The sequence below is a fragment of the Prauserella flavalba genome, assembly GCF_003202235.1.
Lineage (GTDB): Bacteria > Actinomycetota > Actinomycetes > Mycobacteriales > Pseudonocardiaceae > Prauserella_A > Prauserella_A flavalba.
Genome location: NZ_MASU01000008.1, coordinates 44719 through 66513, shown reverse-complemented (window position 1 = coordinate 66513; position 21795 = coordinate 44719). Strand labels below are relative to the sequence as shown.

At 71.9% G+C, this 21795-nt stretch carries 22 protein-coding genes; 4 read left to right on the top strand and 18 right to left on the bottom strand.

The genetic code is table 11. The features are described 5' to 3' along the window. Positions 1–29: 29 nt before the first annotated feature. Genes BA062_RS20675 through BA062_RS20665 form a run of 3 tightly spaced genes read right to left on the bottom strand, consistent with a single transcriptional unit; the run spans position 30 to position 3531 of the window. Entirely contained in the window at positions 30–1748 is a 1719-nt protein-coding gene (locus BA062_RS20675) for a thiamine pyrophosphate-requiring protein (RefSeq protein WP_110339221.1), read from the bottom strand. Then, positions 1745–3280: a solute symporter family protein gene (locus BA062_RS20670; protein WP_110339219.1), complete on the bottom strand. Its 1536-nt coding sequence runs from the start codon at positions 3278–3280 to the stop codon at positions 1745–1747. Before BA062_RS20670 ends, BA062_RS20675 begins: the two co-directional genes overlap by 4 nt. Next, positions 3277–3531, bottom strand: coding sequence for a DUF485 domain-containing protein (locus BA062_RS20665; RefSeq protein WP_110339217.1), 255 nt, complete (start codon positions 3529–3531; stop codon positions 3277–3279). The genes BA062_RS20670 and BA062_RS20665 overlap by 4 nt, the downstream gene beginning before the upstream one ends. A gap of 273 nt (positions 3532–3804) precedes the next feature. Between BA062_RS20665 and BA062_RS20660 the strand changes: the two genes are divergently transcribed. Beyond that, positions 3805–5247: a YibE/F family protein gene (locus BA062_RS20660; RefSeq protein ID WP_110339215.1), complete on the top strand. Its 1443-nt coding sequence runs from the start codon at positions 3805–3807 to the stop codon at positions 5245–5247. A gap of 96 nt (positions 5248–5343) precedes the next feature. Then, complete coding sequence (locus BA062_RS20655) at positions 5344–5637, top strand: hypothetical protein (RefSeq protein ID WP_110339213.1); 294 nt, start codon at positions 5344–5346, stop codon at positions 5635–5637. Here BA062_RS20655 and BA062_RS20650 read toward each other — a convergent pair. Next, the gene (locus tag BA062_RS20650; RefSeq protein ID WP_110339211.1) at positions 5594–6262 is read right to left on the bottom strand and encodes a hypothetical protein; all 669 of its coding nucleotides are present in this window, start codon (positions 6260–6262) and stop codon (positions 5594–5596) included. The genes BA062_RS20655 and BA062_RS20650 overlap by 44 nt on opposite strands. Next, a complete protein-coding gene (locus BA062_RS20645) occupies positions 6259–6924 on the bottom strand; it encodes an MBL fold metallo-hydrolase (protein WP_110339654.1) in 666 nt (221 codons plus the stop codon). Before BA062_RS20645 ends, BA062_RS20650 begins: the two co-directional genes overlap by 4 nt. A 126-nt stretch (positions 6925–7050) precedes the next feature. Between BA062_RS20645 and BA062_RS20640 the strand changes: the two genes are divergently transcribed. Both BA062_RS20640 and BA062_RS20635 read left to right on the top strand, forming a co-directional pair. After that, positions 7051–7902: a peptidylprolyl isomerase gene (locus BA062_RS20640; protein WP_110339209.1), complete on the top strand. Its 852-nt coding sequence runs from the start codon at positions 7051–7053 to the stop codon at positions 7900–7902. Next, positions 7902–8693 carry an aminotransferase class IV family protein gene (locus tag BA062_RS20635; RefSeq protein ID WP_245959923.1) on the top strand — a complete coding sequence of 264 codons (792 nt, stop codon included), beginning with the start codon at positions 7902–7904 and terminating at the stop codon, positions 8691–8693. Before BA062_RS20640 ends, BA062_RS20635 begins: the two co-directional genes overlap by 1 nt. Here the strand turns inward: BA062_RS20635 and BA062_RS20630 are convergent. The 13 genes from BA062_RS20630 to BA062_RS20570 all read right to left on the bottom strand — a co-directional run bounded on the left by BA062_RS20630 (position 8690) and on the right by BA062_RS20570 (position 21660). Further along, positions 8690–9520 carry an alpha/beta fold hydrolase gene (locus BA062_RS20630; RefSeq protein WP_110339207.1) on the bottom strand — a complete coding sequence of 277 codons (831 nt, stop codon included), beginning with the start codon at positions 9518–9520 and terminating at the stop codon, positions 8690–8692. The two genes, BA062_RS20635 and BA062_RS20630, sit on opposite strands and share 4 nt — an antisense overlap. Beyond that, a complete protein-coding gene (locus BA062_RS20625; RefSeq protein WP_110339205.1) occupies positions 9517–10041 on the bottom strand; it encodes a MarR family winged helix-turn-helix transcriptional regulator in 525 nt (174 codons plus the stop codon). The genes BA062_RS20630 and BA062_RS20625 overlap by 4 nt, the downstream gene beginning before the upstream one ends. A gap of 127 nt (positions 10042–10168) precedes the next feature. Further along, on the bottom strand, positions 10169–10948 hold the full coding sequence (locus tag BA062_RS20620; RefSeq protein WP_168214039.1) for an enoyl-CoA hydratase-related protein: 780 nt from the start codon (positions 10946–10948) through the stop codon (positions 10169–10171). Between the two features lie 23 nt (positions 10949–10971). Next, complete coding sequence (locus BA062_RS20615) at positions 10972–13347, bottom strand: RelA/SpoT family protein (RefSeq protein ID WP_110339651.1); 2376 nt, start codon at positions 13345–13347, stop codon at positions 10972–10974. Between the two features lie 243 nt (positions 13348–13590). Further along, positions 13591–14109 (bottom strand): adenine phosphoribosyltransferase, encoded by a 519-nt coding sequence (locus BA062_RS20610; protein ID WP_110339201.1) that lies wholly within the window; start codon positions 14107–14109, stop codon positions 13591–13593. Continuing rightward, entirely contained in the window at positions 14106–15353 is a 1248-nt protein-coding gene (gene secF / locus BA062_RS20605; protein WP_110339199.1) for a protein translocase subunit SecF, read from the bottom strand. Before secF ends, BA062_RS20610 begins: the two co-directional genes overlap by 4 nt. After that, positions 15325–17019: a protein translocase subunit SecD gene (gene secD, locus BA062_RS20600; RefSeq protein WP_110339197.1), complete on the bottom strand. Its 1695-nt coding sequence runs from the start codon at positions 17017–17019 to the stop codon at positions 15325–15327. The genes secF and secD overlap by 29 nt, the downstream gene beginning before the upstream one ends. Positions 17020–17192: 173 nt before the next feature. Next, positions 17193–17597, bottom strand: coding sequence for a preprotein translocase subunit YajC (gene yajC / locus BA062_RS20595; RefSeq protein WP_110339195.1), 405 nt, complete (start codon positions 17595–17597; stop codon positions 17193–17195). A 124-nt stretch (positions 17598–17721) separates the two neighbouring features. Then, complete coding sequence (ruvB, locus tag BA062_RS20590; RefSeq protein ID WP_245959922.1) at positions 17722–18777, bottom strand: Holliday junction branch migration DNA helicase RuvB; 1056 nt, start codon at positions 18775–18777, stop codon at positions 17722–17724. A 24-nt stretch (positions 18778–18801) separates the two neighbouring features. Continuing rightward, entirely contained in the window at positions 18802–19401 is a 600-nt protein-coding gene (gene ruvA / locus BA062_RS20585) for a Holliday junction branch migration protein RuvA (RefSeq protein ID WP_110339191.1), read from the bottom strand. After that, on the bottom strand, positions 19398–19997 hold the full coding sequence (gene ruvC / locus BA062_RS20580) for a crossover junction endodeoxyribonuclease RuvC (protein ID WP_110339189.1): 600 nt from the start codon (positions 19995–19997) through the stop codon (positions 19398–19400). The genes ruvA and ruvC overlap by 4 nt, the downstream gene beginning before the upstream one ends. A gap of 82 nt (positions 19998–20079) precedes the next feature. Continuing rightward, a complete protein-coding gene (locus BA062_RS20575) occupies positions 20080–21003 on the bottom strand; it encodes an endonuclease/exonuclease/phosphatase family protein (RefSeq protein WP_110339187.1) in 924 nt (307 codons plus the stop codon). 132 nt (positions 21004–21135) lie between these two features. After that, positions 21136–21660, bottom strand: a complete 525-nt coding sequence (locus BA062_RS20570) for a DUF4262 domain-containing protein (protein WP_110339185.1) — start codon at positions 21658–21660, stop codon at positions 21136–21138. Positions 21661–21795 lie beyond the last annotated feature (135 nt).

Below are 21795 nucleotides of genomic sequence, written 5' to 3'. Positions count from 1 at the left end.
GCAAGCAGTGTTTCCACTGGCTGAAAGCTTCAGGTGGGTGGCACGTGCACGCTCACCACCGCCGAGCGCCCGGCCCGCACCACGTCGAGAGCCTCCGCGAGCACACCCTTCAGCTCGTCCGCGACGCGCACCGTCCGGCCCCACGCCCCGCCCGCGGCCTCGGCGATGCCCGGCAGGTCCGCCTCGGGTTCGAACCCCACCGGGAAGTCCGACCGCTGGGCCGCCACCCCGTCCGGGTGGACGCCGAGGGTCGACATCTTCGGCGCCTTCCAGCCCCGGTTGTCGAAGATGACAGTCAGGCTCGGGGTTCCGTAGCGCCGCGCCACCCACTGCGCCGACGACGGCACACCGAACAGGTACGACCCGTCGCCGATCAACGAGACGACCGTCCGCTCGGGCGCGGCCAGCTTCACCCCGATCGCCGCACCGGCCGACCAGCCGAGTGACCCGCCACCGGAGCCGATCAGCGAGCCGGGCCGGGAGCGGCGCAGGTGCTCGCTGACCACCGGGTAGCTGGTGATCGCCTCGGTGAGCACGATCGTGTTCTCGTCGATCGCCTCCCGCACGCACGCCACCAGGTACTCGGGCGTGATCACGTCCCCGTCCGGCCGCTCCCGCTCCACCTGAGCGCGAACCTGCCGGTGGTGCTCGGCGGCGGCGCGGGCCATCCGGTCGGCCACCACGTCGGCGTCCACCCGGTCGCGCACGTACGCCGTGAGCTGGCCGACGGCCGTGCGCAGGTCCGCCCTCGCGAAGCACTCGGCAGCGACGTGCCAGAGCGGCATCTGTTCCTTGAGCGGGTCGACGTCGACGACGAACAGCCGCGCGTCCCGCGAGGGCCGGTTCTTCACCGGGATCCACGGCACGTCGCTGCCGAGCACCAGCACCACGTCCGCCGCCGCCAGCAGCGGGTTGTCGCGCTGCTCGTTCCACTGGTAGCCCCAGTGCAGCGGATGGTCGCCGGGGAAGTTCACGTGCATGGGCACCGACTCGAGCACGGGCAGCGCGAGCGTCTCGCACAGCTCCACCATCGCGGGCACCGCCTCCGGGTCCCGGCCAAGGTACGACGTGACGGCCACGGGGTTGCGCGCTCCGGCGAGGGCGTCGCCGATCCGCTCGACCACCTCCGGCGCGAGCGCCGACGGAGCGATCGCACCGTAGAACGCGGGGTCCGCGTGCTGTTCGGGCGCGGGCGACTCCATCGCCTCCCGCGGGCCGACGAGGTACACGGGCCCGGCCGGTTCGCTGCGGGCGAGCTGCAGCGCCCTGTGCACGAGCTGCTTGACGTTGTGCCCAGTGCGGATCTCGTTGTCGTACTTGGTGTATCCGCGCACGATGCCTCGCTGGTCGTGCACGTCCTGGATCCACTGGATGAACTCGTTGCGGCTGCCCGGCAGCTCGCCCTCCTGCGTGAACGGCGACGCGCCCGCGTAGAGCAGCACCCCGACGCGGCCCTTCGCCGCGTTGTGCAGCATCCCGCCGATGTTCTGCGTGCCGCACTCCACGTGCACCACCACGGCCTGCGGCACACCGGTCACCTGCGCATAGCCGTGCGCCGCCGACATGGCGACGCTCTCGTGCGGGCAGATCACCAGCTCGGGCAGCTCGCCCAGCGTGCCGTCCGCCCGCGCCCGCGCGTACGCCTCGACGAGGCCCGGATGGTCGCTGCCGAGGTTGGCGAAGACGTACCGCACGCCGCCCTCGTGGAGGGCCTCCAGGAACGCCCTGCTCGTCGAATACCCGTTCACGCCATCACTTCCTCGCTGTCGCCGGTGCTCCGCCGCCTGGGGAACGCCCTGGCGACGAGGTCGTCGTACGGGATACCCCTCGCCGCGGGCCGGTTCCTGCCCACCAGACTGCCGAGCCACGCGCACAGGAACCCGGCGGGCACCGACACGAGCGCGGGCACCGACAGCGGGAACAGGTGGTCCTCGCCGAGCACGTCGGGGCCGATCAGCACGAGCCCCAGCGACACGACGAGCCCGCCGACGAGTCCCCACGTCGCGCCGACGCGGTTGAAGCCGCGCCAGTAGATCGTCAGCAGCAGCACGGGCATCGTCGTGCTCGCCGCGATGGCGAACGCGACGTTGGCGAGGAAGGCGACGTTGAGCGATCTGGCGCCGAGCGCCAGCAGGATCGCCACCACCGAGATCGCCACGCCGGCCACGCGGCCGACCACGAACTGCCTGCGGCGGCTGACTTTTCCCTCACGCATGGCGACGTTGTAGAGGTCGTGGGCGACGGCGCCCGACGACGCGATGGACAGCCCCGCCAGCACGGCGAGGATCGTGGCCATCACGACGCCGACGACGATCGCGAACAGCAGGTTGCCGCCGATGATCTCCGCGAGCCGCGCCGCGGCGAGGTTGCCGCCCGGGTTGTCGGCGAGGATCCGCTCCCTGCCGACCTCGTTGAGCGCCGCGTAGCCGAAGACCGGCAGGGTCAGGAAGAACAGCGCGAAGAGCCACATCGCGAACTGCGCCGAGTGGCGGGCGGCCCTGGCGTCACGCACGGTCAGAAACCGGATCATCACGTGCGGCAGGCCCATGATGCCGAGCGCCACGCCGAGGTTGAGGGACAGATTGTTGAGCCCCGCGGTGGTGTCGTCGTGCCGGGGCACGACCACCTCGCCACCGAACCGGCGCTCGGCCTCGATCATCGGGCCGACGGGGTTCCAGCCGGTCCGCGACATCACGATGCCGAGCATCACGAGCACGGTCGCGAGCAGCAGAACCGCTTTGAACACCTGAATGTAGGTGGTCCCGACCATTCCGCCGAGGAAGGTGTAGACGGTCATGAGCGCGCCGATCAGCAGCACGGCGACCGTGAAATCGAGGCCCAGCAACAGTTGCGCGAGCAGGCCGGCGCCGACGAACTGGATGAGCATGTAGACCACGGACAGGATCAGCGACGCCACCGCGAGCACCCCACGCAGCAGCCTGCCGTCGAACCGCGCGCCGACGGCGTCGGCGAGGGTGAACCGGCCGAGGTTGCGCAGCGGTTCGGCGATCACCAGCAGCACCAGCAGGTAGGCCACCGGGATGCCCAGCGCGAGGTACATCCCCTCGAACCCGGACAGCGCGACCGCCCCGGTGATGCCGAGGAACGACGCGGCGGACAGCTGGTCGCCCGCGAGTGCGAGACCGTTCTGCCAGCCGCTGACGCGCCTGCCCGCGATGTAGTGGTCGTCGGTGCTGCGGTTGCGGCGCGCGGCGAAGCTGGTGAGACCGAGAGTGATCGCGACGATCCCGATCACCACCACCACGGCGAGGACGTTCACGGCGCCCCCTCCCTGCGGTTGGCCCACCGGCCGTAGGCGTAGGCGCCGCCGAGCGGGAACAGGATCGCGAACGCGGCCGCCACGTAGCCGAGCCCGACGGGGCCGAGGTGCCCGTCGAACAGGGTCGTGAACGCCGTGAGGGCGGGAACCGCGAGGTACACGACCAGAGTGAGCGCACCGCCGGCCAGCGCGATCCTTCTGCGCACCCGGAACTCGTTGTGCCCCGGCGGCTGCGGCGTCCGCTCGTCCACGTCCGGCCTCCTCGCGTTCGGTGTACGCGGGAGGGTCCCGGGCGGGCGGCACCGGCGACAACGGGGCCGTTTCGCTCGCCGGAATCCGGCCGGGCCGGGGCCGGGTGAGAACGGGACGGCGTGGCGGCGGCCCGCCCGGTCACGTCCGACCCCCAGCCGGACGTGAGCGACGGGACAGGGCCCGCGCCACGCCGCCGTCCGGACTCCGTTCTCGATCTGCTCTGACGCGGGGGCCCGCGGGGCGGTTCCGGCGAGTTGGCGCAAGATAGGCCGGTGCCACGCGACATCTCCGACGACGACACCGGCCCCATCCGCCGGGTCCCCGCCGGGTCACGGTCCAGCCGTGACCCGGAGCCACGCGGGCACGCCTCCGGAAGAGCCACCCGGCGCCCGGCACCGGAGCGCGACCGCACGCCGCGGGCCGAGCGGCCGCGGCGCGCGCCCCGGCGCCCCACGGAGCCCGAGGAACCCGGGAAAGGCGGGAAACCCGCGCTCCCGGTCGGCCACGGCCACGGCCACGGGCCCGCCGAACCCGCCTCCCGCAGGGTGAAGCTGCTGCTGCTCGCGCTGCTCGCCCCGTTCGCGCTGGCGACCGTGGCCGGGGTCGCGCTGCTGTACCCGTGGGGCGAGCCGGCGGCGCACGGCGCCAACGCCGTCGGGATTCCCGTGCACGGCGACGTGACCGCCACCGAGGCGGGGCCGTGCCTCGCGCCGGGGCAGGTGCAGGTGGGGGAACCGCCGGAGGGCGGCAGCCAGTGCCTCGCCGTGGACATCCTGCTCACCGACGGCGACGCGGCCGGCACCACGATCCGCAAGACGATGCCGCTGGAGCCGAGCACGCCGCGGTTCGCCACCGGCGACGCCGTAGTGCTGGCCTACAGCGGCGCGCAGCCGGAGGACTCGGAGTCCTACCAGCTCCAGGACTTCCAGCGGGGCACGCCGCTGCTGATCCTCGCCGGGCTGTTCGCGCTCGCGGTGATCGTGCTCGGCCGCTGGCGCGGGCTCGCGGCCCTCGTCGCGCTGGGACTGAGCTTCGTCGTGCTCGCCGTGTTCGTGCTGCCCGCGATCCTGCATGGCGAGAACCCGCTGCTGGTGGCGATCGCGGGCTCCGGGCTGATCATGTTCGTCGCCCTGTACCTCACCCATGGCCTGTCGGCGCGGACGTCGGTCGCCGTGCTCGGCACGATGGTGTCGCTGACGCTCATCGGAATCCTGTCGGCGATCTTCTCCGCAATGTCGGACCTGACCGGGCTCAGCGACGACACGTCCACGCTCATCGCGTCGCTGGGCCACGGCATCGACGCGCGCGGCCTGCTGCTGGCCGGGGTCGTGATCGGCGCGCTCGGCGTGCTCGACGACGTGACCGTGACGCAGACCAGTGCCGTGTGGGAGCTGCGCAGGGCGAACCCGTCGCTGGGCTGGCGCGAGCTCTACGGCTCGGGCCTGCGCATCGGCCGCGACCACGTGGGCTCGGCGGTCAACACGCTCGTGATGGCCTACGCGGGCGCCGCGCTGCCGGTGCTGCTGCTGGCGTCGCTATCGGGTGTGGGGCTCGGCTCGATCCTGGGCTCGCAGGACATCGCCTCGGAGATCGTGCGCACGCTCGCCGGCAGTATCGGCATCGTCGCCGCGGTGCCGGTGACCACGGTCCTGGCCGCGCTGATCGTGGTCCGCGAGGACCTGCCGGACCACATCAGTCCCGCGAGTAGTCCCTAGTCACACCAGCCTCAGCGCCGCGCCCCGGCTCCCTGGAGCCGCCGCCGGTGCGGTACGAAGTGGCGTGTCCAGGCAACCTTCCCGGCTGGAGGCGCCATGTTCGGCTCAGCGCTCGCCCGCCCTCTCCGGGCGCTGGACACGGCCCTCGGAACGGGGCGCGCGGCGATCGAGGCGCTGCCGAGGATCGCGTCGCTGCTCGGCGACCTGCGGGAGACGGGCAAGCAGCTGGAACGGCTGTCGGTGTTCGCCGCGCAGGAGCTGCCGGAGATCGTCTACCAGCTGGAGGCCGTGCGCGCGCAGCTGACGGCGATCGAACGCAGGCTGACGGCCGCCGACGAGCGGACCGTCACTCCAGAGTCGCCACGAACCGGCTCACGGCGTCCATCGTGAAGCGCTGGACCAGCTTGCCGGACGGCGCCGCCGAGGCGAGCCGGTAGAGCGGGCGGTCGGCCGCGGCGTCGCCGCGCGCCTCCGACCGCAGCTGCGCCACGAGCAGCTCCGAGAACACCATGCCGTTGGCGTCGATGTTGTTCAGCAGCGCGTCGGCGAGCCTGCGCAGCGCGAGGATGCCCAGCTCCCGGCCGCCGGTGCCGGCGTAGACGGCGAGGTCGATCTTGATGGCCTTGCCCCGCGCGGCGGAGTTGACCAGCAGGCTCACCGTGCGGGTGCCCCGCACGTCGGAGACCAGCAGGTCGATCCGTCCCGCCGCGACGAGGTCGATGCGCCTGCTGCCCCAGTTGCGCACCACCACGGTCTTACCCTCGAGCCACACCTGGCGCCGCGCGTTGTACGTCACGAGGTACAGCAGGGGCAGCGCGATGATCCCGGCCACGACGAGGCCAGCCACCTGACCGCCGATGAGGCCGGCGATGCCGCCGAACGCCGCCGCGAACAGCACGACGCCGACGAGCCCGGACACCAGGCGCTTGCGGCGCAGCGCCGCGTTCTCCCCGTAGAGCGGGATCCGGTCCGGCTCGGGACCCGGCTCGCGCTGGGCAGGTTCCGGTTCGGTCATGACATCCCCCCGCCGTCTCCCAGAAACGGATTGGTGGCCCGCTCGCGGCCGATGGTCGTGGTGGGGCCGTGCCCCGGCAGGACGACGGTGTCGTCGGGGTAGGTCAGCAGGGTGCGCAGCGACCTGGCGATCTCCCTGACGTCACCGCCGGGCAGGTCGGTGCGGCCGATGGAGCCCGCGAACAGCGTGTCGCCGGTGAGCGCGAGCTGCCCGCCCTCGTCGCTGTCGAGCCGGAACACGGCGGAGCCGGGGGTGTGCCCCGGCGTGTGGTCGGTCGTGATCCGCAGCCCGGCCAGCTCGAGTGGGCCGTCGCCCAGCTCGCGGACGTCCCGCGGCTCGGTGAGGCTGACGGAGGCGAACGCGGCCGCGAGCTCGGGGCCGAGCCCCTTCAGCGGGTCGGAGAGCAGGACGCGGTCCTCGGACCGGATCCACACCGGGATGCCGTGGGCGTCGGCGATCTCGGCCGCCGAGTGGACGTGGTCGAAGTGCCCGTGCGTGGCGAGCACGGCCGCCGGGGTGAGCCGGTGCTCGGTGAGCGCGGCGTCGACGTGCTCGCGGGCGCCCTCGCCGGGGTCCACGATCACGCAGTCGTGGCCGGTGTCGGCGGCCAGCAAGTAGCAGTTCGCCTGGAACGCGCCGGCCGGGAACCCGACGACGAGCACGAAATCCACCTCCACGATTGGGATCTGCCCCACCCTAGCCGCCCCTGTACAGGGTCCTCACAGACAGTGCCCATAGACTGCCGCCTACTGCCAGGCGGGTGACATCGAGAAGATCTGGGAGGGCAGGTGGCGACCAACCAGCAGCGCCGCGAGGCCGCGAAGCGCAAGCTCGAGCGGCAGCTCGTCCGCAGGGCCGAGCGGGCGAAGCGACGCAAGATCATCGGCGTCGGCGTGACGGTCGGCGTGGTGGTGGTCGTGGCGGGCCTCGTCGTGGTCCTCTCCACCCAGGGTGGCGACGACGCCGCCGGGCAGCAGCCGAACGAGTCGTCGTCGGCCGCGCCGTCGTCCGAGCAGATCGACATCCCGACCCAGCGCGTGCAGCCCGCCGCCAGGCCCGGGCCGCTGCCCAACCCGGCCACGTGTGACTACCCCACCTCCGGGGAGCCCGCGAAGCCGGTGAACCCGCCGAACGGCCAGAACGTCTCCGCGCAGGGCACGGTGAACGTGACGCTGCAGAGCACGGTCGGCGACATCCCGCTGACGCTCGACCGCGCGCTCGCGCCGTGCACGGTGAACAGCTTCGTGAGCTTGGCCGAGCAGGGCTTCTACACCGACACCTCGTGCCACCGCATCGGCACCACCGGCCTGCAGATGCTCCAGTGCGGCGACCCGACCGGCAGCGGCAGCGGCGGGCCCGGCTACACCTTTGCCGACGAGACGTTCCAGCAGCTGAAGTACGGCCGCGGCATCCTGGCGATGGCCAACTCGGGCCCTGACACCAACGGCAGCCAGTTCTTCATGGTCTTCGGTGAGGCGCCGCTCTCCCCCGACTACACCGTGTTCGGGACGATTTCCGACGAGGGCCTCAAGGTCATCGACGACGTCGCCCGCGGCGGCCACGACGGCGCGTTCGAGCCGAGCCCCGGCGGCGGCAAGCCCAACACCGAGGTGAAGTTCACCGGCGTCACCGTCGGTTGATGCTGCTCACGCACGTCAACGGAGCACCGGCGACGGCGGAGCAGCTCGCGGTGCCCGCGGTGGTCAACTACGGCCACTTCACCTCGCTGCAGGTGCGGGACGGGCACACCCGCGGCCTGGACGCGCACCTGCGCAGGCTCGCCGAGGGCACCCGGGTGCTGTTCGGCAGCGAACTCGACACCGAGCGGGTGCGGGAGTACCTGCGTCGCGCTGTCGACGGCGCGGGCGACGTCACCGCCAGGGTCACGCTCTTCTCCCTCGCCGCGCCCGGCGGGCGGCCCGAGCCGGTGGACCCGGACGTGCTGGTGACGCTGCGGGCGCCGAGCGCCGCGCCCACCACGCCGGTGCGGTTGCGCTCGGTGCGCTACCAGCGGCCGCTGCCGGAGGTGAAGCACGTCGGCACGTTCGGGCTGCTGCACCACACCCGGCAGGCGCGGCTCGCCGGCTACGACGACGCGCTGTTCGTGACCGCCGAGGGCAACGTCTCCGAGGCCTCGATCTGGAACGCCGGGTTCTTCGACGGCGGCACCGTGGTGTGGCCGCAGGCGCCCCAGCTGAGCGGCACGATGCGGCTCCTGCTCGAACGGGGCCTCGAGGGACTGGGCGTCCCCAGTGTCACCCGGCCGGTGCCGCTGGAGCGGGCACGGATCCAGCGCAGCGCGTTCCTGTGCAACTCCGGTAACCCGGGCCTGCCGGTGTCCGCGATCGACGACGCGGAGCTGACGGTGGATCCCGCGCTCACCGCGTTGCTGCGGCGCGCCTACGAGACCAACCCTCCGGAGCGGATCTAGCCCCGCAGGAATCCGGTCAGGGCAACGGTCAGCGCGACGGGGCTGTCCTCGTGGACGAGGTGTCCCGCCCCGGGCAGGACCTCCAGCCGGGCGCCGGGGATCAGAGCGGCGAGCTCGGGGCCCCGCTCGGCGGGGACCCACGCGTCGTCGGCGCCCCAGCACACCAGCACCGGCAGGTCGATCGTGGCGTAGCGATCCCGCATCGCGGCGGTGTATTCCGCGTCGGCCGTGCGCTGGGCGAGCTGCCGGTAGAACGCCCGCTGCCCGTCCTCCCCGAGCCACGGTGCGACGAGGGTGTCCAGCACCTCCGGCCGCAGCTCGCGCGCGGCCGCCGAGCGGACGTACTCCCGCACGAGCGCCCGGTGCAACGCGGGCGGCAGGCGTTCGAACACGTCCGCGTGCTCACCCGCGAGCCGGGAGAACGGGCTTCCCCACGGCCCCAGCGCAACCGCGTCGACCAGGGCGAGGCTGCGGTAGGGCACGCCGTGCAGCAGGTGGGCGCCCAGGGCCACGGCGCCGCCCGAGTCGTGGGCGACGACGTCGGGCCCGGTGAGGGCCCAGTGCTCCAACAGGTCCCGGAACACCTCGCTGAGCGCGGCGAGCGAGAGGTCCTGGCCCGCGAACTTCTCGGAAGCGCCGTAGCCCGGCATGTCCCACACGTACACCCGGCGCCCGGTGAGCGCGCGGGCGAGGCCACGCCAGACGTAGGACGAGAACGGCGTGCCGTGCAGGAGTACCACGGGTTCGCCGTCCGGTTCGCCGAACCGGTCCCAGCACACCGTGCCGAGCCTGCTGGGCCAGGACTCCCGCAGCCGCCACGCGTTCATGCCCGGTCCCGTTCCGCCTGTCCCACCGGGCACGCCGCGTCGGTGGTGCAGCACGTCCGGTCGCACAGCCTGCACAGGTACTGGGCGTTGCCCACCTCCTCGTAGAGCCGGGTGAGCAGTGTGGTGAGCAGCCGGTCGAGGGTACGCTGGTCGTCCTCGTCGAGTACGCCGACGAGGTCGGTCAGCTGGCTCGCCCGCGCGGCGAGCACCTTCCGCGCGGCCCGGCCGCCCGCCCGGGTCGGGTACACCATCGTCATCCTGCTGTGCCACGGGCTCGCGCGCCGCTCCACCAGGCCGTCCGCCACCAGCGAGTCGACCATCCGCGCCGCGGCCGACTGGGTCAGCCCGACGCGCCGCCCCAGCTCGGTCACGCTCACGCCGGGGTGTGCCGCCAGCGAGACCAGCGCGGCGGCGGCGCTCGCGCTGACCTTCGCGGCCTCGGTCGCGCCGCCGAGCGCCAGGTCGGTCAGCGCGAGCGCGGTCGCGCCGAGCAGGTTCGCGGTCCGCCCCGTATCATGCATCACTCATTACTACATGCACTACTCATGATGGTCAAGCGCACCCCGTCCGCAGTGAAGGCCACCTTGCCTGCGTTCAGCGCAGTGAAGGTGGCCTTCACTGCGGATGGCTGCGGCTGGGGCAGGTGGGTCAGCGGAAGGTGAAGTTCGGCGGGCGGCGTTCGAGGAACGCGGCGACGCCCTCGGCGTAGTCCTCGCCGTGCACCGCGGCGGCGCGGAGCTCGTCCACTTCGGAGTCCGGCTCCGCCTGCCCCGCCACGATCTTCTCGATGATGCGGTTCATTCCCCGGATCGAGGCCTGCGAGCGCGAGCCGAGCGTCCGCACGAAGTCCAGTGTGGACTCCTCGAGCGCGCCGGCGGGGAACACCTCGTTGACCAGACCCATCTCGCGCGCCCGCACGGCGTCCACGAGCAGCCCCGACAACAGGAAGTACCGCGCGTTCGCCGGCCCGACGAGCGACACGAGCTGACGGGTGGAGTCGAAGTGGTAGACGATGCCGAGCTTCGACGGCGTGATGCCGAAGCGGGAACCCTCGGCGGCGAACCGGAAGTCGCTGGCCACCGCGAGCTGGCAGCCGCCGCCGATGCAGTTGCCCCTGATCATCGCGACGCTCGGCTTACGCATCGACGCCAGCGCCGCGACCGCGGCCTCCACGGCCTTGTCGTAGGTGGCGGCGCCGTCGGCCGACGAGCGCAGGTCGCGGAACTCGCCGATGTCGGCGCCCGCCGAGAAGTCCGTGCCCGCACCGGTCAGCACGAGCACCGTCACCGCCGGGTCGCGTTCGACGTCGGCGACGATGCCGGGGATCGCCGACCACATGCCGAAGCTGATGGCGTTCATCTTCTCCGGCCTGCGCAGCGTCAGCCGCGCGACCTCCCCGTCACGCTCGAGCTCGATCCCGTCGGTCATGAGCCACACCCTAGGCGCGCGGCTCAGGATGCGGACGTGACCCGGTACACGTCGTACACACCCTCGACATTGCGCACGACCTTGAGCACGTGACCGAGGTGCTTCGGGTCGCCCATCTCGAAGGTGAACCGGCTGACGGCCACGCGGTCGCGCGAGGTGGTGACCGACGCCGAGAGGATGTTCACGCGCTCGTCGGCGAGCACCTTGGTGACGTCGGAGAGCAGGCGGTGCCGGTCGAGCGCCTCCACCTGGATCGCCACGAGGAACACCGACGACTCCGACGGCGCCCACTCCACCTCGACCAGGCGCTCCGGCTGCTGACGCAGGTCGTCGGCGTTGGTGCAGTCGGTGCGGTGGACGCTGACGCCGCCGCCGCGGGTGACGAAGCCGAGGATCTCGTCGCCGGGCACCGGGGTGCAGCAGCGCGCGAGCTTGGCCCAGATGTCGCTCTCGCCCTTGACGATCACGCCGACGTCGCCCGCGCCGCGCCTGCGGGTGACCGTGGACGGCGTGGCCCGCTCGGCGAGCTCCTCCTCGGCCTCCTCCACACCGCCGATCAGCGCGACGAGCCGCTGCACGACGTGCTTGGCGCTCGTGTGCCCCTCGCCGACCGCGGCGTAGAGCGAGCTGATGTCGCCGTGCCGCAACTCCTTGGCGACCGCGCCCATCGAGTCGGCCGACACCAGGCGCTGGATCGGCAACCCGACCTTGCGGACCTCCTTGGTGATGGCGTCCTTGCCCGCCTCGATCGCCTCGTCGCGCCGCTCCTTGGCGAACCACTGGCGGATCTTGGCCCGCGCCTTCGGCGACCCGGCGAACGACAGCCAGTCGCGGCTGGGACCCGCGCCCTCGGCCTTGGACGTGAAGATCTCGACGACCTCGCCGTTCTCCAGCTTGCGCTCGAGCGCGACGAGCCTGCCGTTGACGCGGGCGCCGATGCAGCGGTGGCCGACCTCGGTGTGCACGGCGTAGGCGAAGTCCACCGGCGTGGACCCGACGGGCAGCGTGATCACGTCGCCCTTGGGCGTGAACACGAAGATCTCCCGCGTCGCGAGGTCGTAACGCAGCGACTCCAGGAACTCGCCAGGGTCGGCCGCCTCCCGCTGCCAGTCGAGCAGCTGCCGCATCCACGCCATCTCGTCGATGTCGACGGCGTTGCCGCTGTGCGTGCCCCTGGTCTCCTTGTACCGCCAGTGCGCGGCGATGCCGTACTCCGCGGTGCGGTGCATCTCGTGCGTGCGGATCTGCACTTCCAGCGGCTTGCCGTCCGGCCCGATCACCGTGGTGTGCAGCGACTGGTAGACGCCGAAGCGGGGCTGGGCGATGTAGTCCTTGAACCGGCCGGGCATCGGCTGCCACAGCGCGTGCACCACGCCCATCGCGGCGTAGCAGTCGCGCACGTCCTCGACGAGGATGCGCACGCCCACCAGGTCGTGAATGTCGTCGAGGTCGCGGCCGCGCACGATCATCTTCTGGTGGATCGAGTAGTAGTGCTTCGGCCTGCCCTCGACCTTCGCGGTGATGCGCGAGGACTCCAGCTGTTTGGTGAGCTCCCCGATCACCCAGCGCAGGTACGTGTCGCGGGACGGCGCGCGGTCGGCGACCAGGCGCACGATCTCGTCGTACTTCTTGGGCTGCAGGATCGCGAACGCGAGGTCCTCCAGCTCCCACTTGACCGTGGCCATGCCGAGCCGGTGCGCGAGCGGGGCGAGTACCTCCAGGGTCTCCTTCGCCTTGCGGGCCTGCTTCTCGGGCGGCAGGAAGCGCATCGTGCGCATGTTGTGCAGCCGGTCGGCCAGCTTGATCACCAGCACGCGCGGGTCGCGCGCCATCGCGATCACCATCTTGCGGATGGTCTCGGCCTCGGCGGCGTGACCGAGCTTGACCTTGTCGAGCTTGGTCACGCCGTCGACGAGCTGGGCGACCTTCTCACCGAAGTCGGCGCCCAGCTGTTCCAGCGAGTAGCCGGTGTCCTCGACGGTGTCGTGCAGCAGGGCGGCCACCAGCGTCGTGGTGTCCATGCCCAGCTCGGCGAGGATGGTAGCCACCGCGAGCGGGTGGGTGATGTAGGGGTCGCCGGACTTGCGGCGCTGGTCGCGGTGCAGCTCCTCGGCCACGTCGTAGGCGCGCTGGAGCAGCGTGAGGTCGGCGTTGGGGTGCAGCTCGCGGTGGATCGCGGCGAGCGGTTCGAGCACCTGCTTCACGGACGCGGCGCGCTGCGCGGTGATGCGCCGCGCCAGCCGTGCCCTCACCCGCCGGGTCGCCGAGGGCGCCCTGGTGGCGCCGCCGTTCACGACCGGGCGCGCCTGCTGCGCGGACGGTGCACCCGGTGTCTGCTGCGGCTCGCGCGCGTCACCGTCCGAACGGGCTGCCACGACGGAATCGAGCTCTTGGCCCACCCGCACCTCCAGCTCATCGCGCGGTTGCTAGACACCTAGCGTAACCCGCGATGACGCCCGTCCGTGCCCTCCCCGCCGCTAGGAGCGCGCTGAACAATCGCTGCCCTACTGCGCGACGCCCAGACGGCGCCTCGCTGCGTTGTCGGAAAGCCCGAGTACGACCCGGTACGAGGGCTTCCCTCCGCCTTGCGACGCCGCCGCCTGGATCGCCGCTCGCTACGGGCGGGGTTGTTCAGCACGCTCCTAGAGGGTGCGCAGCGCGTGCACCGGCAGGCCGGCCAGCCGCGCCCTGCCGCCGAGGGCCGCCAGCTCCAGCACCACGGCCACGCCGGTCGCCTCGGCCCCCGCGCCCTTGATCAGCTCGGCCGTGGCGGCGACGGTGCCGCCGGTGGCGAGCACGTCGTCGACGATGGCGACCCGCTCGCCCGCGGCCACGGAACCGGACGGCAGTTCCAGCGTCGCGGTGCCGTATTCGAGCGCGTAGTCGACCCGGCCCGCCACGGAGGGCAGCTTGCCCGGCTTGCGCACCAGCGCCACCCCGAGCCCGCGCGCGTAGCCGACCGCCGCGGCCAGCACGAAGCCCCGTGCCTCCACCGCGGCCAGGCGGTCCACGCCGTCGCCGACGGCCTCGCCGAGCGCGTCGACGACGGCGGCGAACCCGGCCGCGCTGCCGAACAGCGGCGTCAGGTCACGGAAAAGCACGCCCGGCTCGGGGAAGTCGGGAACCTCCGCGACGAGATCCAGTGCCTCGTCGAGCTTCATCGCCTGCGCTTGCCCGTCGGCTTGCCGGTGGGCCTGCCGCCGCGCTGCTGCCGCTTCTCCGCCGCCTTCGGGTGGCGCGCGGGGACGCTCGCGGCCGCCGCGTACGCCTCCTCGCGGCGCAGCTCGGTGGCCAGCGCCTCGTCGTCGGCGGGGTCGAAGGCCTCGTCAGCCTCGCGCTCGGTCGCCTTGCGGGCCTGGTTCGCGCGGCGGGCGTGCACGCGCTCGGCCTGCTGCTGGTACTTCGGGTCGCGCATCTTGAAGAACACCAGCAGCGGCGTGGCCAGCAGCACCGACGACAGCACGCCGGCGAGCATGCCGGTGAGCTGCACGAGCGCGAGGTCCTGCAGGGTACCCGCACCGAGCAGCACGTAGCCGACGATCAGCAGGCCGAGCACCGGCAGCAGCGCGATGACCGACGTGTTGATCGAGCGCATCAGCGTCTGGTTCAACGCGAGGTTGGCGGCCTCGGGATACGTGCGCCGGGTGAGGTTCAGCAGGCCACGGGTGTTCTCCTTGACCTTGTCGAACACCACCACCGTGTCGTACAGCGAGAAGCCGAGGATCGTCAGCAGACCGATCACGGTCGCGGGCGTCACCTCGAAGCCCACCAGCGAGTAGACACCCGCGGTGACCACGATGTCGTGGATGAGCGCGATGAGCGCCGCGACGGCCATCCACTTCTCGAAGTAGAGGATCAGGAAGATCGTCACCAGCACGATGAACACGGCGAGCGCGATCAGTGCCTGCTGCGAGATCTCCCCGCCCCACGACGCGCTGACCGCGCTGTCGCTGATGACGGCCCTGCTCGGCTGCCCGCTGGAGTCCAGCGGCTGCAGCTCGGTGAACAGCGCCTGCTTGACCTGGTCGACCTGGGCCGTGTCAAGGGTGCTGGAGCGCAGCTGGATGGTGGCGGCCTCGCCGACACCGACCTGCTGGGCCTCGGAGGCGTTCTCGCCGATCGCGCTCGAGAAGACCTGTTTCGCCTCGTCGGGGTCGATGGGCCCCTGCGCGCCCTGGGCCGGCAGCTGGATCTGGGTGCCGCCCTCGAACTCGATCCCGAGGTTGAAGCCCTTGATGCCCATCGAGCCGATGCACACGAGCATCAGGATCCCGAAGGCGATGAACCACCGCTTGCGGTGCCCGACGATGTCGAACGCGCCGGTGCCCGTGTAGAGGCGGGTGAACACGGACTCCTTGTGCTCCTTCCCGGCCACGTCACGCCTCCTTCGCGGTCGCGCCGACATGGCTGGTGGACCTGCGTTTGGCCCCGAGTTTCTGCACGGCACCCAGTCCCGAGAGCTTCGGGCTCGACAGCCTCTTCGACTTCGCGATGAGCGCCACGAGCGGATGGGTCACGAGGAAGACGACGATCAGGTCGAGCACCGTCGACATGCCCAGGGTGAAGGCGAAGCCCTTCACCTCGCCGACCGCGAGCACGTAGAGCACGCCCGCGGCCAGGAACATGATCGCGTCGGAGGCGAGAATGGTCCGCCTGGCCCGCAGCCAGCCTCGCGGCACCGCGGAGCGGAACGTCCTGCCCTCACGCATCTCGTCCTTGAGCCGTTCGAAGTAGACGACGAACGAGTCGGCGGTGACACCGATGGCGATGATGAACCCGGCGACGCCCGCGAGGTCGAGGGTGAACCCGACCCAGCGGCCGAGCAGCACCAGCACCGCGTAGACGATCGCGGCCGACAGCGCGAGCGACAGCACCGTCAGCACGCCGAGCATGCGGTAGTAGATCAGGCAGTAGACGAACACCAGCGCGATCCCGATCGCGCCCGCGATCAGCCCGGCCTCCAGGGAGGCGAGTCCCAGGGTCGCCGACACGGTGGTGGCGTCCGAGGACGAGAACGACAGCGGCAGCGAGCCGTACTTCAGCACGTCGGCCAGGTTCTTGGCCTCCTGCTGCGTGAACTGGCCGTTGATCTCCGTCTGGCCGTTGGGGATGGCCTCGGTGATGTTCGGCGCCGACACGACCTTGGTGTCGAGCACGAACGCGGCGCGCTGGTTGACGTTGGCGGCGGTGAAGTCGGCCCAGGTGTCGGCGCCACCGCTCTTGAAGGTCAGGTTCACGACCCAGCCACCGCGCTGCTGGTTGTAGCCGGACGAGGCGTCCTCGATCTCGGTGCCCTCCAGGAACACCGGCCCGAGGATGTACTTCTCCGTGCCGTCCTCGTTGCAGGTCGCCAGCGGCAGCTTCGGATCGTCGTTGCCGACGAGCGGGTCGGCCGAGCCGGGCCTGCACTGCAGCTCGGCGAGCGTCTGCGCCTGGAGCTGCTGCGCGGCGGCGACGGCGGCCTGGTCGCCCGGGTTGGCGGGCACCAGCGCCTGGTTCTGCCGGGCCTCTTTCGCCGCCCTGATCTCGGCTGCGGCCTTCTGCTCCGGCGTCTGGTCGTCGTCCTGCTGCTGGGCCGCCTGCGGCGCGCTGCCACCGCCGTCGGCGGGTGGCTGGGACTCGCCCGTCGGCGGCGTCGAGGACTCCGGGGCCTGTCCGGTACCGGGCTGCTGCTGCTGCGGGGCGGCGCCCGCGGGTTCCGCGTAGAGGACCTGGCGGAAGCCCAGTTTCGCGGTCCGGCCGAGGGTCTTGGCCTGCTCGCCCTCGTCGCCGGGCACGGTGATGACGACGTTGCTGCCGTCGAGGAGCACCTCGGCGCCGCTCACGCCGATTCCGTTGACGCGGGTCTCGATGATCTGGCGGGCCTGCTGCAGCTGCTCCCGCGACGGCTCGGAGCCGTCCGGGGTGCGCGCGGTCAGGGTGACCCGGGTTCCGCCCTGCAGGTCGATGCCCAGCTTCGGCGTTGGCTGCCGGTCACCGGTGAGAAACACCAGTCCGTACAGCACGACGATGATCAGGACGAAAAAGCTGAGGTAGCGTCCCGGGCGGATCTGCCCGGCCGGTGGTGCCACGGTCGGTCGGTCTCCTCGAACTGGGTACAGCGGCTAACGGGTCGCACCGCACACGCCCGCCGCCTTGGTGAGACAGCGAACACACGCAGCACCGAGACAGTACTCGGTGCTGCGTGAACGCCGTGTTCGCCCCGCGCCGGAGCGTGGCGCACCGACGTGAACGGGTCGAGCCTCTACTTCTTGCCGTGCTCGAGCGGCGGGGCGACCTGCGGGCCCTTGGCGGCCTCGGTCTCCTTCTCGTCGGCCTCGGCGACCGTGGAGTCCTCAACGAGTGCCGTGTCGCCCTCCTCGTCGGAGGCCGGCTCGTCGTCGGCGACCGGGTTGATCTTCTCGCGCACGGCCTGCCGCAGCCAGGTGGTGACCACGCCGTCGGCGATCTCGAGGTCGATCGTGGTCTCGTCGCTGGCGTCGGCCACGGTCGCGTACAGACCGGAGGTGGTCATCACGCGGTCACCGGGGGCCAGGCTGTTCTGCAGCTCCTGCTGCTGCGCCATCATCCGCTTCTGCTTGCGCGTACCCATGACCAGGGGAATCGCGACGACGAGCATCAGCAGCAGCGGCAGGAAAAGGCCTTCCATGGTTCTCCATTCGGAGGACGCCGCCGGTAGCGAAACGTCCGAGTTTGTCTGAATGTGCTCTGTCGAGTGTGCCAGGTACCGCCGGGAATGCCAGCACCGCCCGGCACGCGCACCTCGCGCTTTCTCAGTCGAACAGGGTCGGCGCCACCGCGTCAACCCCGGTGACGTCGGCCGGTGCCTGCAGCCCAAGGTGCTCCCACGCGGCCGCGGTAGCGACGCGACCACGCGGGGTGCGCGCGAGCATACCCGCGCGCACGAGATAAGGCTCACACACCTCTTCGACCGTCGTCGGCTCCTCCCCCACGGCCACCGCGAGCGTGGACACGCCCACCGGGCCACCACCGAAGGACCGCACGAGCGCGGCCAGCACCGCGCGGTCGAGCCGGTCGAGTCCCAGCTCGTCGACGTCGTAGACCGCCAGCGCCGCCCTGACCACGTCGAGCGTGCCGGTGCCGTCGGCCCGCACCTCCGCGTAGTCCCGGACGCGGCGCAGCAGCCGGTTCGCGATCCGCGGGGTCCCGCGCGAGCGCCGGGCGATCTCGGCGCGGCCCTGCGGGTCGACGGAGATGCCGAGCAGGTCGGCCGAGCGCTGCACGACCTGCTCCAGCTCCTCCGGCGTGTAGAACTCCATCTGGCCGGTGAAACCGAACCGGTCGCGCAGCGGACCCGTCAGCGCCCCGGACCGCGTGGTAGCGCCGACCAGCGTGAACGGCGCGATCTCCAGCGGGATGCTCGTCGCGCCCGGTCCCTTGCCGACCACCACGTCGACGCGGAAGTCCTCCATCGCCAGATACAGCATCTCCTCGGCCGGCCGCGCGATGCGGTGGATCTCGTCGATGAACAGCACGTCGCCCTCGGCGAGGTTGGACAGCATCGCGGCGAGGTCGCCCGCGCGCTCCAGCGCGGGGCCGGACGTGATGCGGATCGAGGCGCCGAGCTCCGCCGCGATGATCATCGCCATGCTCGTCTTGCCGAGCCCCGGCGGGCCGGAGAGCAGCACGTGGTCGGGCGGGACGCCCCGCTTGCGAGCGCTCTCCAGCACGAGGCTGAGCTGCTCGCGCACGCGCGGCTGGCCCACGAAGTCGGCGAGCAGGCGGGGCCGCAGCGCCGTCTCGACCTCGCGCTCCCCGGTCTGCGGCAACGCCGACAGCGCCGCTTCGTCGGGCTCGAAGTCGGTCATGTGACCATCGTCCATGGTTCCGGGTCAGCGCTTTCGGCCGAGGGTGGTGAGCGCGGCCCGCAGCACGCTGGAGGTGTCGGCTCCCGCGTCGGCCGCGACGACCTTGTCCACCGCCTGCTCGGCCTGTTTGACGGGAAAGCCCAGCCCCACGAGCGCCTCGACGACCTCGGAGCGCACGGCGCTCGCGGCGGTGGCGCCGCCCGCGGCCGCACCCGAGGGCTCAGCGGCGAGCACCTTGTCCCGCAGCTCCAGCGTGAGCCGCTCGGCGCCCTTGCGCCCGATGCCCGGCACCTGCGTGAGCACGGTGATGTTGCCCTCGGCCAGCGCGGTGCGCAGCTTGTCGGGATCGAGCACGGCCAGCGCGGCGAGCGCGAGCCGGGGACCGATGCCCGAGACGGTCTGGAGCAGGCCGAACAGCTCGCGCGCCTCGGCGTCGGCGAACCCGAAGAGCGTCAGCGAGTCCTCCCGCACCACGAGCGAGGTGAACAGGCGCGTCTCCTCGCCCCGGCGCAGGGTCGCAAGCGTCGAGGGCGTGGCCTGCACGGCGAGCCCGACCCCGCCCACCTCCACCACCACGTGGTCGAGCCCGACGGAGAGCACCTCTCCGCGCACCGAGGAGATCATCGCTTCGCTCCCAGCGTTTTCCCGCCCTGCCCGGGCTTCTGCTTCGCCGCGGCGGCCAGCCGCGCGCGGTGGGTCCTGGCGAGCTGCGCCGCCCGCGCCTCCGCCTCGGCCAGTCGCGCGCGCATCGGCTCCCGCCACAGGTGGCAGATGGCGAGCGCGAGCGCGTCGGCGGCGTCGGCGGGGCTCGGCGCCTGCGCGAGCTTGAGCAGCCGGGTCACCATGCCGGTGACCTGCGCCTTGTCGGCCCGGCCCGAGCCGGTGACGGCGGCCTTGACCTCACTGGGCGTGTGGAAGACGACCGGAAGGCCCCGGCGCGCCGCGCTGAGCGCCACGACTCCGCCCGCCTGCGCGGTGCCCATCACGGTGCGCACGTTGTGCTGGCTGAACACCCGCTCGACGGCGACGGCCTCGGGTCGGTACGTGTCGAGCCACTCCTCGACGGCGTCGGCGACCTGAAGCAGCCTGCCCGCGAGGTCGGCGTCGGGCGGCGTGCGCACGACGTCGACGGCCACGCAGGTGACCGTGCGGCCGAGGCCGCCGTCCACGACACCGAGCCCGCATCGGGTCAGCCCGGGGTCGACACCGAGCACGCGCAACGGGCCTCCCTCTCGCCACGAACACCAGTTCGAGCACGAAGGCTACCCGCTGCGCGGCGAGGGGAGGACGAGGCGCGCCGGGTCAGGCGCAGCGCACGAGCGCCTGCACGGGCGTGTGGTCGGACGGGTAGCGGCCACGCAGGCGGAACGTGTTGATCGCGGCGGCGAGCACGTCGACGCGGGCGCTGGCGAGCACCCAGTCGATGCGGTTCGCGCCGAGCACCGGGTCCCGGTAGTTCGGGAACGTTCCCCATTCCGGGGTCAACTGCCTGCCCGCCAGCCACGTGTCGGTGAGCCCGCCGTCGGTGACGAGGACGCGGTAGGACTCGGAGCCGGGTGCCGGGGTGTTGAAGTCGCCGGTGAGCACCACGGGCAGCGCGGGGTCGAAGCCGGCGATCCGGTCGCGCACGAGCGCGGCGCTGCGCTGGCGCGAGGGTTCGGACTGGTGGTCGAAGTGCGTGTTGACGTGGACGAACTCGGTGCCGGTGCGGCGGTCCGCGAAGCGCACCCACGTGACCATCCTGATCACGTTGTTGCCCCACGACGTCGAGCCGATGACGTTCGGGGTGTCGGAGAGCCAGAAGTGGTCGAGATCGAGCGGTTCGAGCCTGCGGGCGTCGTAGTAGATCGCCATGAACTCGCCGCGGCCGCCGCCCTCGCGGCCGAGCCCGATCCAGTCGTAGTGCCCCGGCAGGTCGGCACTCACCTGCTTCACCTGGTGGTACAGCGCCTCCTGGACGCCGAGCACGGTCGGCCGCTCCACGTCGAGGAAGCGCGCCAGCACCGGGCGCCGGTCGGTCCAGGAGTCCGGCGTGCCGGGCGCGGCCTTGGTGTCCAGCCGGATGTTGAACGACATCACGTGCAGATTCGTGCCCTTGGCCTCGCCGATGACGGCCTTGCCCTGGCCCGCGGCGTTCGCCGTCCCCGAGGCGACAACGAGCCCCGCGGCCCCCGCGACGCCCGCCAGTCCGAGCGCCCCACGTCTCGAGATTCCGCTCTGTTCCACGACATCCTCCTCACCTGCGGGCACGGTGCCCGGGAGGACTTTCGTGGTCGCTCATGAGCGGCGCCCGGCGTGCGGGCGAGCACGAGGAGAACGGGGGCCGAATTCCACCCCCTGTCTATCCGATGTGGACGGTCAGGGCCCGTCGACGCCCGGCGTCCAGCTCTCCGGCCTGCCGGTCATCGTCAGCACCGGCTGCCACGCGGCGAACCCCTCCGGCGCACCCTCCTGCCACGGCCAGTGGCCCGAGGGGGTCGGCACGATGATCTGCACGGCGGGGAAGTCGCCGTCGGGGTAGACGAGGAACGCGCTGCCGAAGAATTCGGGGTAGTGCCCCGGCGCGACCTGCTCGAAGGTCACCGGCACACCCTCGAAGAAATCGTTGTACAGCTTGCCGAATTCGAACTTCTCGCCCGCGGCCGCGCGGTCGACGTAGGCGTCGAGGAGCACGGGCGCGAACTCGCCGGGGAGCCCGACCACCACCGCCTCCGGCACCTCGTGCATCGCCCACGCGCACACGGTGAAGGCAAAGCCGGCCCCGTTGCCGTCCGCGGCCACGGTGATCACCGCGTTGCCGCGTTTCTCCGCTTGCGCGACGATCCACTCACGCAGCTGCTGGTCTTTGTCGTCGGCAACGGTTTCGGACGTCACGGCGGCCATTGTGCCGTACGGCCGCGCGAGCCCCCAAGGGGTTCAACGGAGACCCGAGTGGGAATCCCGGACCGCCGGACGTGACGCAGTTCCTACGCTCCGGCGGCCGAGGGCGCCTACCATCGACCAACCCGCACCCGACCC